Consider the following 13,078-nt stretch of genomic DNA (forward strand, 5'->3'; position numbering starts at 1 on the left):
GAAGAAATGTTTGACTTGCTCATTTGCTTTTTTGATAGTGTGTGCTCACTTAAAATTTAACGTTGGCGCTTTGTTTTGTTCAGTTTTCAAAGAGCGATTTTTTTGTCGTTTATCTCGTAAGCGACTTTATTATCTTACCATATACCCATTCTAATGTCAACATTTTATTTCACATTGTTTTTTCGACTGGGAGTTTATGTCGTCGTTATTGGCGACTCCTAATATAATATCAGCTTGATGAGCTTTCGTCAATGGTTTAATCAAGTTTTTTTAAAAACATTAAACAACTATAACATGGATAAAAACCTCAAGGAGATATCCATGAGGTTTAGGCCCTTTAAACGATCCAATAACCAATGGCTGCCAACGCTGCAACTCCTGGAATTCCAAGCAGACCGGCGACCGCTGAAGTAACCGGATTAATAGGTACATGAATGCCCGCTTGATTCCCAAGTGTATTCAAAAAGAACAAAAAGGCTGCACCGATAATGATTTTTATAATCCCCTGCCCTATGAACCGGACGGGTTTTAGGGGCGTCCCGATAATAAGTAACATTAAGATCAGGCCGCCAATTACAGCAACAAAGACAACAGGTTCCAAACTCATTCCTCCCCGCAAGCTTGTACTACACTTATATGAAGGGATGGCTGGATTAAGAACCCAAACAAAAAAATGACTATGAAGTCCATTCCTTCATAGCCATCTCCTTATCATCGTTTTATACGGACGTTCCTTCTTTTAACTTCCCTGAATAAATAGAAGTATTTCACTTCCGCCAGTCTTGTTTGAGCGATTACTTCCTCAGATGGATCCACGCTTTTTTCAAGTAATGATTTTTGATTGTGCCAATTCCATTTCAAATGTTCAAGCTCTTCGATTAATGACTCATTGAATTCATTTCGGAGCCTCTTTTTTTTACGAAAGAACAAGTGAAGTCCTCCCAGCTATCTATATTTCTCTTCTTCCTTCTATTGCTTTTGATAGCGTCACTTCATCGGCATACTCCAAATCTCCGCCAACTGGAAGTCCGTGGGCAATTCGAGTCACTTTAATCCCTGATGGTCTGAGCAACCGCGAAATATACATGGCAGTTGCTTCACCTTCAATGTTGGGATTAGTCGCCAAAATGACCTCCAACACTGTTTCATCTTGCAGGCGCTTTAATAAATCAGGAATATTTATATCTTCCGGACCGATTCCGTCCATCGGTGAAATACTGCCATGCAGTACATGGTATAAACCATTGAACTCTCTCATCTTCTCCATGGCTATTACATCTTTCGGGTCCTGAACCACACAAATCAGACTTCTGTCCCTCTTTTGATCTTCACAGATATAACAGGGGTCTTGATCCGTAATATGACCACAGACTGAGCAATACATAAGATTCCGCTTAGCATTCACAAGTGCTTTTGCAAAATCCAAAACAGTATCTTCCTTCATGCTTAGCACATGAAAGGCTAATCGCGCAGCCGTTTTAGGCCCAATCCCCGGCAATTTCATAAAACTATCAATGAGCTTGGAAATTGGTTCTGGATAATGCATCAAATTCCTCCTATAAACTCCAAAAGAAACCTCCAAAAAGGAAGTTTCTTTTGGAACTTGCTTAAAACATACCCGGAAGGTTCATTCCTTTAGTGAATTGTCCCATCGTTTGGTTTGTCAGTTCTTCTGCCTTTTTCAAAGCATCGTTAGTTGCAGCCAACACTAAATCTTGAAGCATATCGATATCATCAGGATCGACAACTTCCTGTTTAATGATTACATCAACTATTTCTTTATGGCCTGTCACGATAACCGTTACCATTCCACCGCCAGCAGTGCCTTCAATCTTTTTTTCTCCTAATTCTTCTTGTGCCTCTGCCATCTTCTTTTGCATCTTTTGCATTTGTTTCATCATGTTTTGCATATTACCGCCACGCATACCCATTTTCCTTACCTCCAATTATTCTTTAATTTCAAGTAAATCATCGCCGACTAATTTTCTAGCCTCCGCTATAAAGGGGTCTTCTTCTTTTGAATCCGTTTCTTCTGGACCGTCGAATTGCTGTGTTGAAATGAAGTCCTCCCGCAACCCTTGCCACTGACTATCCGGTACACCGGCTATCTCCATTCGATGCCCTGTCAATTGTTGCATGATGGAGGCAATCACTTCCACGAAACGGTTATTTTCCATTGCCATTTGACAATGAATATCATATTTGAATTTTACCACAAAAGCTTCCGTTGACGCAGCAACAGGTTCTGCCTCCGTTAATAAAGCTGCCAATGACTTTTGGTTTTGCTGTCCTAACTGTTCAAGGATTTCTCCCCACTTACTTTTCACAGCATTAAGATCCGGCTTTGTAGCTTGTTTCAAAACTTGATTGATCTTTCCTGCAGGTGCTTTATACGCTTTTTTTATGGACCTCTGTGCTTTCGCCTGTTCAGCAGGTTTTTCTGTCATGGCCGCCGGGATGCCATTTCTCTGCATTTCCAGTAACTTCTTCTCTAAATCCTCTATTTTCAACTGCAACTGCTGAAGCTGCCCATTATCCATTTGAGTTGGTCTTTGCTCATTACATAACTTCACAAGTGCCACCTCAAGAAAAATCCTTGGATGATTTGTCCACTTCATATCCTGCTGTGTTTGATTGAAACTCTCAATAATGGAATAAATGGATTCAGAAGAGATCACTTCTGCCAATTCTTTAAATTGTGGATCTATCAATACACGCTCAAAGGACTCTGCAAGGGCTGGTGCCGTTTGAAACAAAAGCATATCGCGGAAATAATAAATCATGTCTTCTATGAACCTAGCCGGGTCTTTTCCCATGGCTAGTAATTCTTCAAGAACTTCAAGTGCCACTGCCACTTCTTTATCATATATAGCTTTTGCCAACCTGCTTAAAAATGCTTGCGAAACAGAACCAGTGACAGTCAATGCATCTTCCACAGAAACAGTCTCCGCACTGAAGGAAATAGCTTGATCAAGCAGGCTTAGTGCATCACGCATTCCGCCTTCGGCCGCTCTTGCTATGATGTGCAGGGCTTGTTCGTCACAAGAAACTCCCGTTTCTGCGACAATTTGTGACATCCTGCCGACTATATCTTGCGGTTGAATCCTTTTAAAATCAAACCTTTGGCAGCGGGAAATGATCGTTAGTGGAATCTTATGAGGTTCCGTCGTCGCCAATATGAAAATAACGTGCTTTGGAGGTTCTTCCAATGTCTTTAATAGGGCATTGAAAGCTCCTTGTGAAAGCATATGTACCTCATCAATGATATAAACTTTATATGTAACCGCGTTCGGTGCATATTTGACCTTATCACGAATGTCACGGATTTCCTCGACACCATTATTTGATGCTGCATCAATTTCTATAACATCTGATATGGAGCCATCAGTGATTCCGCGGCAGGTAGCACATTCGTTACAAGGCTCACTCGTAGGGGCATGCTCACAATTCACGGCTTTAGCCAGAATTTTGGCAGCACTCGTTTTCCCTGTCCCACGTGGACCGGAAAATAAATAGGCATGCGAAACCTTTTGTCCGACCAGGGCATTCTGCAACGTTTTCGTTACATGTTCCTGCCCAACTACATCAATGAATTGTTGCGGCCGCCATACCCGGTATAATGCTTGATACCCCACGGAAATCCCTCCTTTTTTCTCCATCCTGTTTATTATACATTACTGATTTCATTAATTTCAAAGTCTAAAAATAAAATTCATGAATTGCCTCATTCTTTTCGAAACGCCATAAAAAAAAACCCACCCGAAACGAATGAGTTTTTTGATTATGTAAAATAACTGCCGTGCACCTTCTGTCGATTAGCAACCATAAGCGTTACTTAAGCAGTTAGCTCGGCCCAGGCAACCCTGCGGCACATGAGAACTTCCACTTAATGCTGCTTCCTTCCGGACCTGACATGGTTCATGGAGTCCCATTGCGCAGGACCCGGGCGTCAACACCACTTACTTAAGGCAGGCCCTACAGAATGCTAACCTCGAGAAGGGATTCAACCTCGCTAGAGCGGATTGCGAGTACAGGGCACCGCTACCTCCCCGTCTAGCACGGCAAATGTAATACCAAATTTATAGCGTCTTACCGACGCATAATTCATTATACTAAGGTAACAAAAAAAACGCAAGTGTTGTTCATTGAACTGAATGATTCCAATATTTTTCAACAGAAGAAAAGCTGTGCGTTCAACAAACGATCATTATTTATTTTCTTCAATACGCTTTAGTGCTTTCTCTCTTTTCAAAGTCTTCTTTCGATCTCTAAGCTCTTTAAAAAAAGAAGTCAATATCCCACCGCACTCTTCCCCCAATACACCGCTTGTTACTTCACATTGGTGGTTGAAGCGTTCATCTTGAAGTAAATCCATGAATGTACCTGCGCAGCCTGCCTTAGGATCAAACGCCCCAAAAACAACCCGCCTAACCCTGGATTGCAGAATAGCACCCGCACACATCGGACAAGGTTCTAATGTGACATATAACGTTGCATCCTCAAGACGCCAACTGCCAGTAGCACGGCAAGCCTCCTTGATCGCAAGCAGCTCAGCATGTGCAATTGCGTTCTGTTCCGTTTCCCTCAAATTGTGCCCTGTCGAAATAACTTGATCATCTATTACGATTAAGGCGCCAATCGGCACTTCATTCAACACCTGCGCCTTTTTGGCTTCCTTTAAGGCTAAATTCATGTAATAAACATCATCCTTCATAAAAAAGCCCCCTCATATTAAGTAGGAGTAAACAGACAAATATAGAACAAAATAAAGGTCATACTACTTATTCTAATGAATAGTAACGCAAGCGGCATACCAGCTGCAAGTAAATTCTCACAATAAAAGGAGGATATAACATGAATCGACCTAAATCGCCTTCCTTTGCCTTGCTTATCATTGATATGATCAATGATTTTGATTTCAAACACGGTGATATGCTCCTCGAACATACCATGCTTATCATCGAGCCGATTTTGAATTTAAAGAAACAAATGAAAGAAAAAGGTTTTCCGATCATTTATATCAATGACCATTATGATTTATGGCAGGCTGACTTCGATAAAATAATCGACACCTGTAAAAACGAAGGGAATGCCCGATTGATCGAGAGTATAAAACCGCAGCAAGACGAGTTTTTTCTCATCAAGCCTAAGCATTCTGCGTTTTATGGGACAGCACTCAATACACTGCTCAAACGATTGAAAGTGGAAACCTTAATCATTACCGGCATAGCTGGAAACATCTGTGTGCTTTTCACGGCTAATGACGCTTATATGCGTGAATATCAATTATGGATACCTGAGGATTGCATCGCTTCAGCATCAAAGGAAGATAATCATTATGCATTAAAGATGATGAACCATGTTCTTAAGGCTTCCATTAAAAAAAGCGGGGACATATAAGGTACTCAGCCAAACCAGGCAACATATCTCCTCATAAAACACTCTTTCATTCTCCTTCATTATCAACCTGACAAAAATATCACTTAAGTCCCAAGTCTGTGATACAATATCTCTTGGCTGAAAAACCTAATAAATTGGGAATTTCGCCTTGATACCTCATTGAAGGAGGACAGTTTGGATGAAATCCACCCCATTTATCACTGTCGAAGGACCAATCGGCGTGGGAAAAACATCACTGGCAAAAGTTATCGCGGATCATTTTCAAATATCATTATTGAAGGAAATTGTAGATGAAAATCCATTTCTTGGCAAATTCTACGACAATATTGATGAGTGGAGCTTTCAAACAGAAATGTTTTTTCTATGTAACCGATATAAACAATTGGAAGATATCGAAAAAAAGCATCTAACGAATGACCAAGCCGTGGTGGCTGATTACCATATATTCAAGAACTTGATATTTGCTGAGCGCACGTTGAAAAACAGACAATACGACAAATACCTTGAAATATTCAATATTTTGACACGGGATATGCCAAAGCCTAATATGGTGATTTACTTGCATGCAAGTCTTGATACACTTCTGTCACGAATCGGCAAAAGAGGCCGTGAAGTCGAAAAAAATATATCCTCCATTTATTTAGAGCAGTTATCGGCGGATTATCAGACATTCATGGAAACGTTTGAGAAACAACACCCTGATATTCCTGTTCTTACATTTAACGGAGATGAACTGGATTTCGTCGGGAATAAGGATGATTTGAAAACGATAATCAGCCAAATAGAGAATGCCCTGCAAAAAGGAGTAAAGTCAAATGAACTTACGAAAGAAATATAATATTCCAAACAACGCCGTCATTACGATAGCAGGGACGGTTGGCGTAGGAAAGTCGACCATGACCAATGCATTAGCCGATGCCCTTCAGTTCAGGACATCCTTTGAAAAGGTTGATACGAACCCCTACCTGGATAAGTTTTACGATGATTTTAATCGTTGGAGTTTCCACCTGCAAATCTATTTCCTCGCTGAACGTTTTAAAGAGCAAAAAAAAATCTTTGAATATGGGGGAGGTTTCATCCAAGACCGTTCCATTTATGAAGACACTGGAATATTTGCAAAAATGCATTATGAAAAAGGGACAATGAACGAAGTGGACTATGAAACTTACACTAGTCTTTTCAACGCCATGGTAATGACGCCCTACTTCCCGCACCCTAATTTACTTATCTATCTTGAAGGCTCACTGGACGATATTATCGACCGTATCCAAGAACGTGGCCGTCCAATGGAACAGCATACCCCAATTGAATATTGGCAGGAAATGCACGGCCGTTATGAAGAATGGATCGATCAATTCAATGCATGTCCTGTCCTTCGATTAAATATAAATGAATATGACCTTATGCAAGATGAGGCAAGTATCGAACCTCTTATAAAACGGATTGCTGAATATATGGAGCAAACTAAATTATTACGAAATATGTAAAACAGAAAAACCACCGGTAACCCGGTGGTTTTTAGTATATTAGAAAACAAAAATCCCGTTACATTTCTGTAACGGGATTCATCGATATCCAATTTATGCGCTGTGGTTATTAATAAGTTATGGAGGAGGTAGAGGGATTCGAACCCCCGCGGGATTTGACTCCCCTGTCGGTTTTCAAGACCGATCCCTTCAGCCGAACTTGGGTATACCTCCGTATCAACATTTATTATAATACATGGAATTAAAATCAAAGTCAAGCACTCTAGAACGTTTTTTTAAAATAATTGTTAAACTTAGAAAAAGGAGAATCAACCCCTTTTAAAGAGGCCGATTCCTTTACTTAACTTACGGTTTAATGACTTCCACACCACGCATATATGGTCGTAATACTTCAGGAATGATAACACTTCCATCTTCCTGCTGATAATTTTCAAGAAGAGCCGCGACTGTGCGGCCGATTGCCAAACCTGATCCATTTAAAGTATGAACATGTTCCGGTTTACCTTTTGCATCACGTCGGAAGCGGATATTGGCCCGTCTAGCCTGGAATGCTTCAAAGTTACTGCAAGAAGAAATTTCACGATACGTTCCATAACTCGGAATCCAAACCTCGAGATCATACTTTTTAGCGGCAGTGAAACCAAGATCACCCGTACACATGCTTAGTACTCGATATGGAAGTCCTAGCAATTGAAGAACCTTTTCAGCATGACCTGTCAGATTTTCCAATTCTGCATATGAATCTTCCGGCTTCACGAACTTCACTAATTCAACCTTATTGAACTGGTGCTGACGAATTAACCCGCGGGTATCACGACCGGCAGACCCTGCCTCTGAACGGAAAGAAGCGCTGTATGCCGCATAGCTTATTGGCAGATCGTCCATGCTCATGATTTCATCACGATGGTAATTTGTTACGGGCACTTCTGCAGTAGGAATCAAGAAGTAATCTTCACTTTCAATTCGGAAGGCATCCTCTTCGAATTTTGGCAATTGACCCGTACCAGTCATGCTTGCACGGTTCACCATATATGGAGGCAGCATTTCTTCATATCCATGTTCTTCAACATGAAGATCAAGCATGAAGCTAATTAAAGCTCTCTCTAATCGAGCACCAAGACCTCTATAAAATACAAATCGGCTGCCTGTCACTTTTGCTGCCCGTTCAAAATCAAGGATGCCTAGATCTCCAGCTACATCCCAATGCGGCTTCGGTTCAAAACTGAATTCCGGCAATTCGCCCCATTTACGGATTTCAACATTATCGTCTTCCGTTTCACCCACCGGCACACTTTCATGTGGAATGTTAGGAATGGAAAGCATTAACGTTTCTAACTTGGCCTCCACTTCACGAAGCTCATCATCAAATCCTTTGATTCGGTCACCAACTTCACGCATTTCAGCAATCAACTGATCAGCATCTTTTTTCTCCCGCTTTAGTACGGCTACTTGCTGTGAAACTTCATTTCTTTTGCTTTTCAATTTTTCCGTATCGGCAATCAAAGTTCGACGCTTCACATCCAACTCCTCGAACTTACCTAAATCAGTTAAATCTTCTCCTCTAAATTGCAGTACGCGTTTTACTTCTTCAAAATTATTTCGGACATATTTCAAATCCAACATGTTAAGTTCCTCCTCAATATTTTAATGATATCAAAGAACGCAAAAAACTCCCGTCCCCTGAAGAAGGGACGAGAGTTAACCCGCGTTGCCACCCTAGTTGAAGGCATATGAAAAACGCCTACCACTTATCACGATAACGGCTTTTAACCGAAAGTAATTACTGACCCAATAAGGCGTTCCATACTCTGCTCCAGGAGGGATTCACAATACTCTCACACCGATTTCCACCAGCCATCGGCTCTCTATAGAAAGAAATACTTGCTACTATATCCTGTCATTGCTTTCTTATAATCACATTGTTTTCCATAATGTACTATAATTTTATACATTTCGCAACCGTTTTATACACGAAACTTAAAACCAGCCTTTTACTGTAGAAGCTACACTGCTCCATACATCCCCAAAGAATCCGCCAACTGCACGCATAGATAATACGAACCAGTTTGCCTTTTCAACAGATTCAGCAGCTACGACGTTAACTTTCACTGGTTCTCCGTTAATGTATCCGTAACTTTCGCCTTTTTTAGGAGTGACTGTGATGTAACCAAGCTTTTCGCCTTTTTTGATCGGTGCAGTCAACTTACCATCTTTGTTCAACTTGTTTTTATCGATCACTAAGTCTGTTTTATAGTTATCTTTCTCACCATTTTCAACAAGTAGCTCGACCGCTTTTTCAGATTGAATCTTAACGTTTTTTTCCTTACCTTTTATTACCGAAAGGGTTTCTTCCCCTTTCACTTGGTAATTAGCTGGAAGGACTTTTTCTTTTTTAAACGTTGCATAAGCATAATTCATCAGCTTAGTGCTATCTGCAAAGCGTTCATTTTTATTAGTGGACTTCATTACAACCGTTATATAGCGTTGACCATTCCGGATAACTGTCCCTGTATGGCCATAACCTGCATAATCAGTAGATCCTGTTTTTAGTCCATCCACGCCTTTATATTCAAATATCAGGCCAGGCAACATCCAGTTGAAGTTCGGATATTCTTTTCCATCACGGAATTTCAATTTGGAGATACTGGCAATTTTTAATACTTCCGGATAATCGTTAATTAGACGATACGCAAGAAGAGCGGTATCTTTTGCTGTCATGACATTTTCATCATCTTCTTTGCCAGTAGGATACTGCCCTAATAAATCGGTGTTATTCAAACCGCTGGCATTAACGAATTTATGGTTTTTCAAGCCTAATTTTTTTGCTTTTTCATTCATCAACTTAACAAAATTCTTTTCACTGCCAGAAACCAGCTGTGCTAATGCTACTGTCGCTGCATTTCCTGAATAAACAGCCATAGCTTGATAAAGTTCCTTAACTGTATAATCTTCACCTTCCGTCAAACCAACATTCGACAAATTAGGTGCTTTTGAAAGATCATGCACATACTTATTTATTTTAACTTTTTGATCCCAACTGATTTTCCCATTTTCAATTGACTCCATGATGATGTACTCAGTCATCATTTTTGACATGGACGCAATCCCTAATACTTTATCGGCATTTTTTTCATACACGATTTGTCCTGTTTTACCATCTATAATGATGGCTGCCTCTGCTTTTAAACCTAAATTATCAGATTCAGCAAAGGCTTCCCCCGGTTGATAGGCAAATTGCGACATAACAAGAGCAAAAACAAAAGTGAAAATTAGGGTAATCTTGCTGATTTTTTTCAATTTCCAATACCTCCAACTTTTAAGCTAATCCCTATAACAAAGAAAAAACTTTATCTAATTCCCTTGACACCTTGTCTAGTTTATCACAGAAAAAATAAAAAAAATAGACAGAGTCATCGTTGACTCTGTCTATTTTAACAATAAATTTTAATGACGATTATATGTTAATTTTATTACAAAGAATAGTTCGGTGCTTCTTTTGTAATTTGGACATCATGAGGATGACTCTCTCTTAATCCTGCACCAGTCATTTTGACAAATTGAGAGTTCTCTCTCAATTCTTCCAATGTGGCTGTACCGCAATATCCCATACCTGAACGAATGCCACCAATCAGTTGGAAGATGGTATCTGAAAGAGGACCCTTATATGGCAGGCGACCTTCAATGCCTTCTGGAACGAATTTCTTGTTATCTTCTTGGAAGTAACGGTCTTTAGATCCTTTTTCCATGGCTGCAACTGAACCCATACCCCGATATACTTTAAAACGGCGTCCTTGGAATATCTCCGTTTCACCTGGGCTTTCTGTTACACCGGCAAGCATACTGCCAAGCATTACTGCATGTCCGCCAGCAGCTAAAGCCTTTACGATATCACCAGAGTATTTAATTCCCCCATCAGCGATAATCGTTTTTCCATATTTTCTTGCTTCTGTTGCACAATCGAAGACTGCTGTGATCTGAGGGACACCTACACCAGCAACAACCCTTGTCGTACAGATCGATCCAGGTCCAATTCCCACTTTCACTACATCAGCACCGGCTTCAATCAATGCTCTCGTTCCTTCAGCCGTTGCTACGTTTCCTGCAATGATCGTTAATTCAGGATATGCCTCGCGAATCTCTTTTACAACATCCAGGACGCCCGCTGAATGTCCGTGAGCTGTATCAAGTACAATCGCATCCACATGGGACTTAACAAGCATTTCTACACGCTTCAATGTATCTTTAGTCACACCGACAGCGGCACCGGCAAGTAATCTTCCTTGTTTATCTTTCGCCGAATTCGGGAACTCAATGACCTTCTCAATATCCTTGATCGTAATAAGCCCTTTAAGAACGCCATTATCATCTACAAGGGGAAGCTTTTCAATTTTATATTTTTGAAGAATTTTCTCTGCTTGTTCCAAATTAGTGCCCACTGGCGCTGTTACTAGATTTTCTACAGTCATGACACTGGAAATCTTCAAGGAGAAATCGGAAATAAATCGCAAATCACGGTTAGTAATGATACCTACAAGTTTTTGATCCTCTATATTGTTGACTACAGGAACACCTGAAATGCGGTATTTGCCCATTAAATGCTCTGCATCAAACACTTGATGATCTGGAGTCAAGAAAAATGGATCGGTAATAACACCGCTTTCTGAACGTTTTACTTTATCGACCAGTTCAGCTTGTGCTTCAATGGACATATTTTTATGAATAATACCTAATCCGCCTTGGCGGGCCATGGCAATTGCCATCTCAGCCTCTGTCACGGTATCCATTCCTGCACTGATGATAGGAAGGTTAAGCTTTAAATTTTCGGCTAAGTTGACTTGAAGGTTAACATCTTTCGGCAAAACCTCTGATTTCGCTGGAATTAATAGGACATCATCAAAGGTTAAACCTTCTTTTGCAAATTTATTTTCCCACATTATTTTCCCCTCCTGCTTAAAAATATTATTTGTAGGTTATCAATTGGACATACTACTGTCAAGAAGAGAAATAAATGTTTGATTATTCTATTAATTCAGAGGTGTGGCTGCAATGCCTGAAAACAATGATAATTTCGATAAATATACACCACTTTTTTCCGCATCTTCCTCACAACTTTTTTTGCAAAAATGTTACACTCACGAAAAAATAGCAGATGCGGAAATAAAAAGTTACGAAAATTGTTATCCGTTTATTTACCATCTTGAACATGCTCAAACTTATTATAATCAGGCAGCCATAGCTCCACTTTCCATACAACCGATTCTCTCTTTTTATGGGTTTGCTCAATTATTGAAGGCCTGCCTGCTCACGATTGATCCTAACTATCCTGAATCCACTTCTTTACTTGCCCATGGGGTAACTACAAGAAAAAGAAAGAAACAACAATACGAGTTTTTAAAAGACGAGGTGAAAACGCAAAAGCACGGACTGTTCACCTGTATTGCCGAGAAATTATTCCATATCAAGCATCTGGAAGGTGAAAAATATTCGATGGGGACGCTTTTAAAGGAAATTCCAGATATGCAGAGCCATTCATGGCCTATTTCCCGGAAAAACTTCGTCGCCCTATCGCCCTCTTCGAACGGTTTTCAATTACCCTTAGCCATATTGGACAGCTATCAAATGTCTGGCAGTCGATTGGAGGAATTTTTGACATCTAAAACGAAACAGGTTTATCGCATCACTGAAACTCCTGGGACACTGCAATTAAAAACGGATGATGTCCTCATTCATAATGCATCCTCCCCAATACGGTATAACTTAGCAGAAGGACATTTCATGCTATCTCTTAATAAAGACTCTTCGGCTTTTTCCTTACCTGAACTTTTGATACATTATTTGATTTCTTATAACCTAAGCATAATAGCCCGTTATGAAACAGAATGGTGGGCAGAACTGATGAAAACCATGCCTAACGATGATTACCCCTGCATAGTCCAATTCCTTAAAATAAGCCAAGCTAAGGTGCCATTCCTAATATTTGAATGGATTAAGTCAGAAAGGTTAAAATTTTGATTGTTTTAACTAAAAATGGCGAATGGATCATCCCTATCCTGGAACGACGAAAAAAGACCAGCCGGATGGCTGATCTTTAAAATGGCTTGGCGACGTCCTACTCTCACAGGGGGAAACCCCCAACTACCATCGGCGCTGAAGAGCTTAACTGCCGTGTTCGGAATGGGAACGGGTGTGAC

Annotated in this window: 13 protein-coding genes, 1 tRNA gene, 1 rRNA gene, 1 other RNA gene and 1 other annotated feature; of the genes, 4 read left to right on the forward strand and 12 right to left on the reverse strand. The window is 40.3% G+C overall.

Annotation, left to right across the window (positions count from 1 at the left end; genetic code table 11):
- Positions 1 to 337: 337 nt before the first annotated feature.
- From ACQKMH_RS27365 to tadA, 7 genes are all read right to left on the reverse strand, one after another.
- The gene (locus ACQKMH_RS27365) at positions 338 to 601 is read right to left on the reverse strand and encodes a pro-sigmaK processing inhibitor BofA family protein (RefSeq protein ID WP_427590396.1); all 264 of its coding nucleotides are present in this window, start codon (positions 599 to 601) and stop codon (positions 338 to 340) included.
- 110 nt (positions 602 to 711) lie between these two features.
- The gene (locus tag ACQKMH_RS27370; RefSeq protein WP_427590397.1) at positions 712 to 930 is read right to left on the reverse strand and encodes a YaaL family protein; all 219 of its coding nucleotides are present in this window, start codon (positions 928 to 930) and stop codon (positions 712 to 714) included.
- Positions 931 to 949: 19 nt separating this feature from the next.
- On the reverse strand, positions 950 to 1,546 hold the full coding sequence (gene recR, locus ACQKMH_RS27375; RefSeq protein ID WP_034316264.1) for a recombination mediator RecR: 597 nt from the start codon (positions 1,544 to 1,546) through the stop codon (positions 950 to 952).
- A gap of 61 nt (positions 1,547 to 1,607) precedes the next feature.
- Positions 1,608 to 1,925 (reverse strand): YbaB/EbfC family nucleoid-associated protein, encoded by a 318-nt coding sequence (locus ACQKMH_RS27380; protein WP_427590406.1) that lies wholly within the window; start codon positions 1,923 to 1,925, stop codon positions 1,608 to 1,610.
- A 21-nt stretch (positions 1,926 to 1,946) separates the two neighbouring features.
- A complete protein-coding gene (dnaX, locus tag ACQKMH_RS27385; RefSeq protein ID WP_427590398.1) occupies positions 1,947 to 3,635 on the reverse strand; it encodes a DNA polymerase III subunit gamma/tau in 1,689 nt (562 codons plus the stop codon).
- A 162-nt stretch (positions 3,636 to 3,797) separates the two neighbouring features.
- An RNA gene (gene ffs, locus ACQKMH_RS27390) (signal recognition particle sRNA large type) lies at positions 3,798 to 4,062 on the reverse strand.
- Between the two features lie 145 nt (positions 4,063 to 4,207).
- Complete coding sequence (gene tadA, locus ACQKMH_RS27395) at positions 4,208 to 4,714, reverse strand: tRNA adenosine(34) deaminase TadA (RefSeq protein WP_427590399.1); 507 nt, start codon at positions 4,712 to 4,714, stop codon at positions 4,208 to 4,210.
- A 140-nt stretch (positions 4,715 to 4,854) separates the two neighbouring features.
- Here tadA and ACQKMH_RS27400 point away from each other — a divergent pair, with 140 nt between their 5' ends.
- The 3 genes from ACQKMH_RS27400 (at position 4,855) to ACQKMH_RS27410 (ending at position 6,887) form a co-directional block, all read left to right on the forward strand.
- Positions 4,855 to 5,400 (forward strand): isochorismatase family cysteine hydrolase, encoded by a 546-nt coding sequence (locus tag ACQKMH_RS27400; RefSeq protein WP_427590400.1) that lies wholly within the window; start codon positions 4,855 to 4,857, stop codon positions 5,398 to 5,400.
- A 178-nt stretch (positions 5,401 to 5,578) separates the two neighbouring features.
- On the forward strand, positions 5,579 to 6,238 hold the full coding sequence (locus ACQKMH_RS27405; protein ID WP_427590401.1) for a deoxynucleoside kinase: 660 nt from the start codon (positions 5,579 to 5,581) through the stop codon (positions 6,236 to 6,238).
- The gene (locus tag ACQKMH_RS27410; RefSeq protein ID WP_230162892.1) at positions 6,216 to 6,887 is read left to right on the forward strand and encodes a deoxynucleoside kinase; all 672 of its coding nucleotides are present in this window, start codon (positions 6,216 to 6,218) and stop codon (positions 6,885 to 6,887) included. The genes ACQKMH_RS27405 and ACQKMH_RS27410 overlap by 23 nt, the downstream gene beginning before the upstream one ends.
- A 120-nt stretch (positions 6,888 to 7,007) precedes the next feature.
- Here the strand turns inward: ACQKMH_RS27410 and ACQKMH_RS27415 are convergent.
- From ACQKMH_RS27415 to guaB, 4 genes are all read right to left on the reverse strand, one after another.
- Positions 7,008 to 7,100 (reverse strand) — tRNA-Ser (locus ACQKMH_RS27415).
- 132 nt (positions 7,101 to 7,232) lie between these two features.
- Positions 7,233 to 8,510 carry a serine--tRNA ligase gene (gene serS, locus ACQKMH_RS27420; RefSeq protein ID WP_427590402.1) on the reverse strand — a complete coding sequence of 426 codons (1,278 nt, stop codon included), beginning with the start codon at positions 8,508 to 8,510 and terminating at the stop codon, positions 7,233 to 7,235.
- 61 nt (positions 8,511 to 8,571) lie between these two features.
- Positions 8,572 to 8,797: a binding site (T-box leader), on the reverse strand.
- 67 nt (positions 8,798 to 8,864) lie between these two features.
- The gene (locus ACQKMH_RS27425; protein WP_427590403.1) at positions 8,865 to 10,184 is read right to left on the reverse strand and encodes a D-alanyl-D-alanine carboxypeptidase family protein; all 1,320 of its coding nucleotides are present in this window, start codon (positions 10,182 to 10,184) and stop codon (positions 8,865 to 8,867) included.
- 173 nt (positions 10,185 to 10,357) lie between these two features.
- Positions 10,358 to 11,821, reverse strand: a complete 1,464-nt coding sequence (gene guaB, locus ACQKMH_RS27430; protein ID WP_427590404.1) for an IMP dehydrogenase — start codon at positions 11,819 to 11,821, stop codon at positions 10,358 to 10,360.
- Between the two features lie 112 nt (positions 11,822 to 11,933).
- Here guaB and ACQKMH_RS27435 point away from each other — a divergent pair, with 112 nt between their 5' ends.
- The gene (locus ACQKMH_RS27435) at positions 11,934 to 12,899 is read left to right on the forward strand and encodes a YaaC family protein (protein ID WP_427590405.1); all 966 of its coding nucleotides are present in this window, start codon (positions 11,934 to 11,936) and stop codon (positions 12,897 to 12,899) included.
- Positions 12,900 to 12,983: 84 nt separating this feature from the next.
- On the opposite strand, the gene rrf is transcribed toward ACQKMH_RS27435, so the two are convergent.
- Positions 12,984 to 13,078, reverse strand: a 5S ribosomal RNA gene (rrf, locus tag ACQKMH_RS27440); the annotation flags it as partial.

This window comes from Peribacillus sp. NPDC097895, from assembly GCF_050277555.1.
In the GTDB taxonomy this organism is placed as follows: Bacteria; Bacillota; Bacilli; order Bacillales; family DSM-1321; genus Peribacillus.

What these genes read in the sequence shown, in the direction of transcription:
- ACQKMH_RS27400 (WP_427590400.1), top strand. Translation starts at nt 4,855, where the DNA reads ATGAATCGACCTAAATCGCCTTCCTTTGCCTTGCTTATCATTGATATG.
- tadA (WP_427590399.1), bottom strand. Translation starts at nt 4,714, where the DNA reads ATGAAGGATGATGTTTATTACATGAATTTAGCCTTAAAGGAAGCCAAA.
- ACQKMH_RS27405 (WP_427590401.1), top strand. Translation starts at nt 5,579, where the DNA reads ATGAAATCCACCCCATTTATCACTGTCGAAGGACCAATCGGCGTGGGA.
- guaB (WP_427590404.1), bottom strand. Translation starts at nt 11,821, where the DNA reads ATGTGGGAAAATAAATTTGCAAAAGAAGGTTTAACCTTTGATGATGTC.
- recR (WP_034316264.1), bottom strand. Translation starts at nt 1,546, where the DNA reads ATGCATTATCCAGAACCAATTTCCAAGCTCATTGATAGTTTTATGAAA.
- ACQKMH_RS27410 (WP_230162892.1), top strand. Translation starts at nt 6,216, where the DNA reads ATGAACTTACGAAAGAAATATAATATTCCAAACAACGCCGTCATTACG.
- serS (WP_427590402.1), bottom strand. Translation starts at nt 8,510, where the DNA reads ATGTTGGATTTGAAATATGTCCGAAATAATTTTGAAGAAGTAAAACGC.
- ACQKMH_RS27435 (WP_427590405.1), top strand. Translation starts at nt 11,934, where the DNA reads ATGCCTGAAAACAATGATAATTTCGATAAATATACACCACTTTTTTCC.
- ACQKMH_RS27380 (WP_427590406.1), bottom strand. Translation starts at nt 1,925, where the DNA reads ATGCGTGGCGGTAATATGCAAAACATGATGAAACAAATGCAAAAGATG.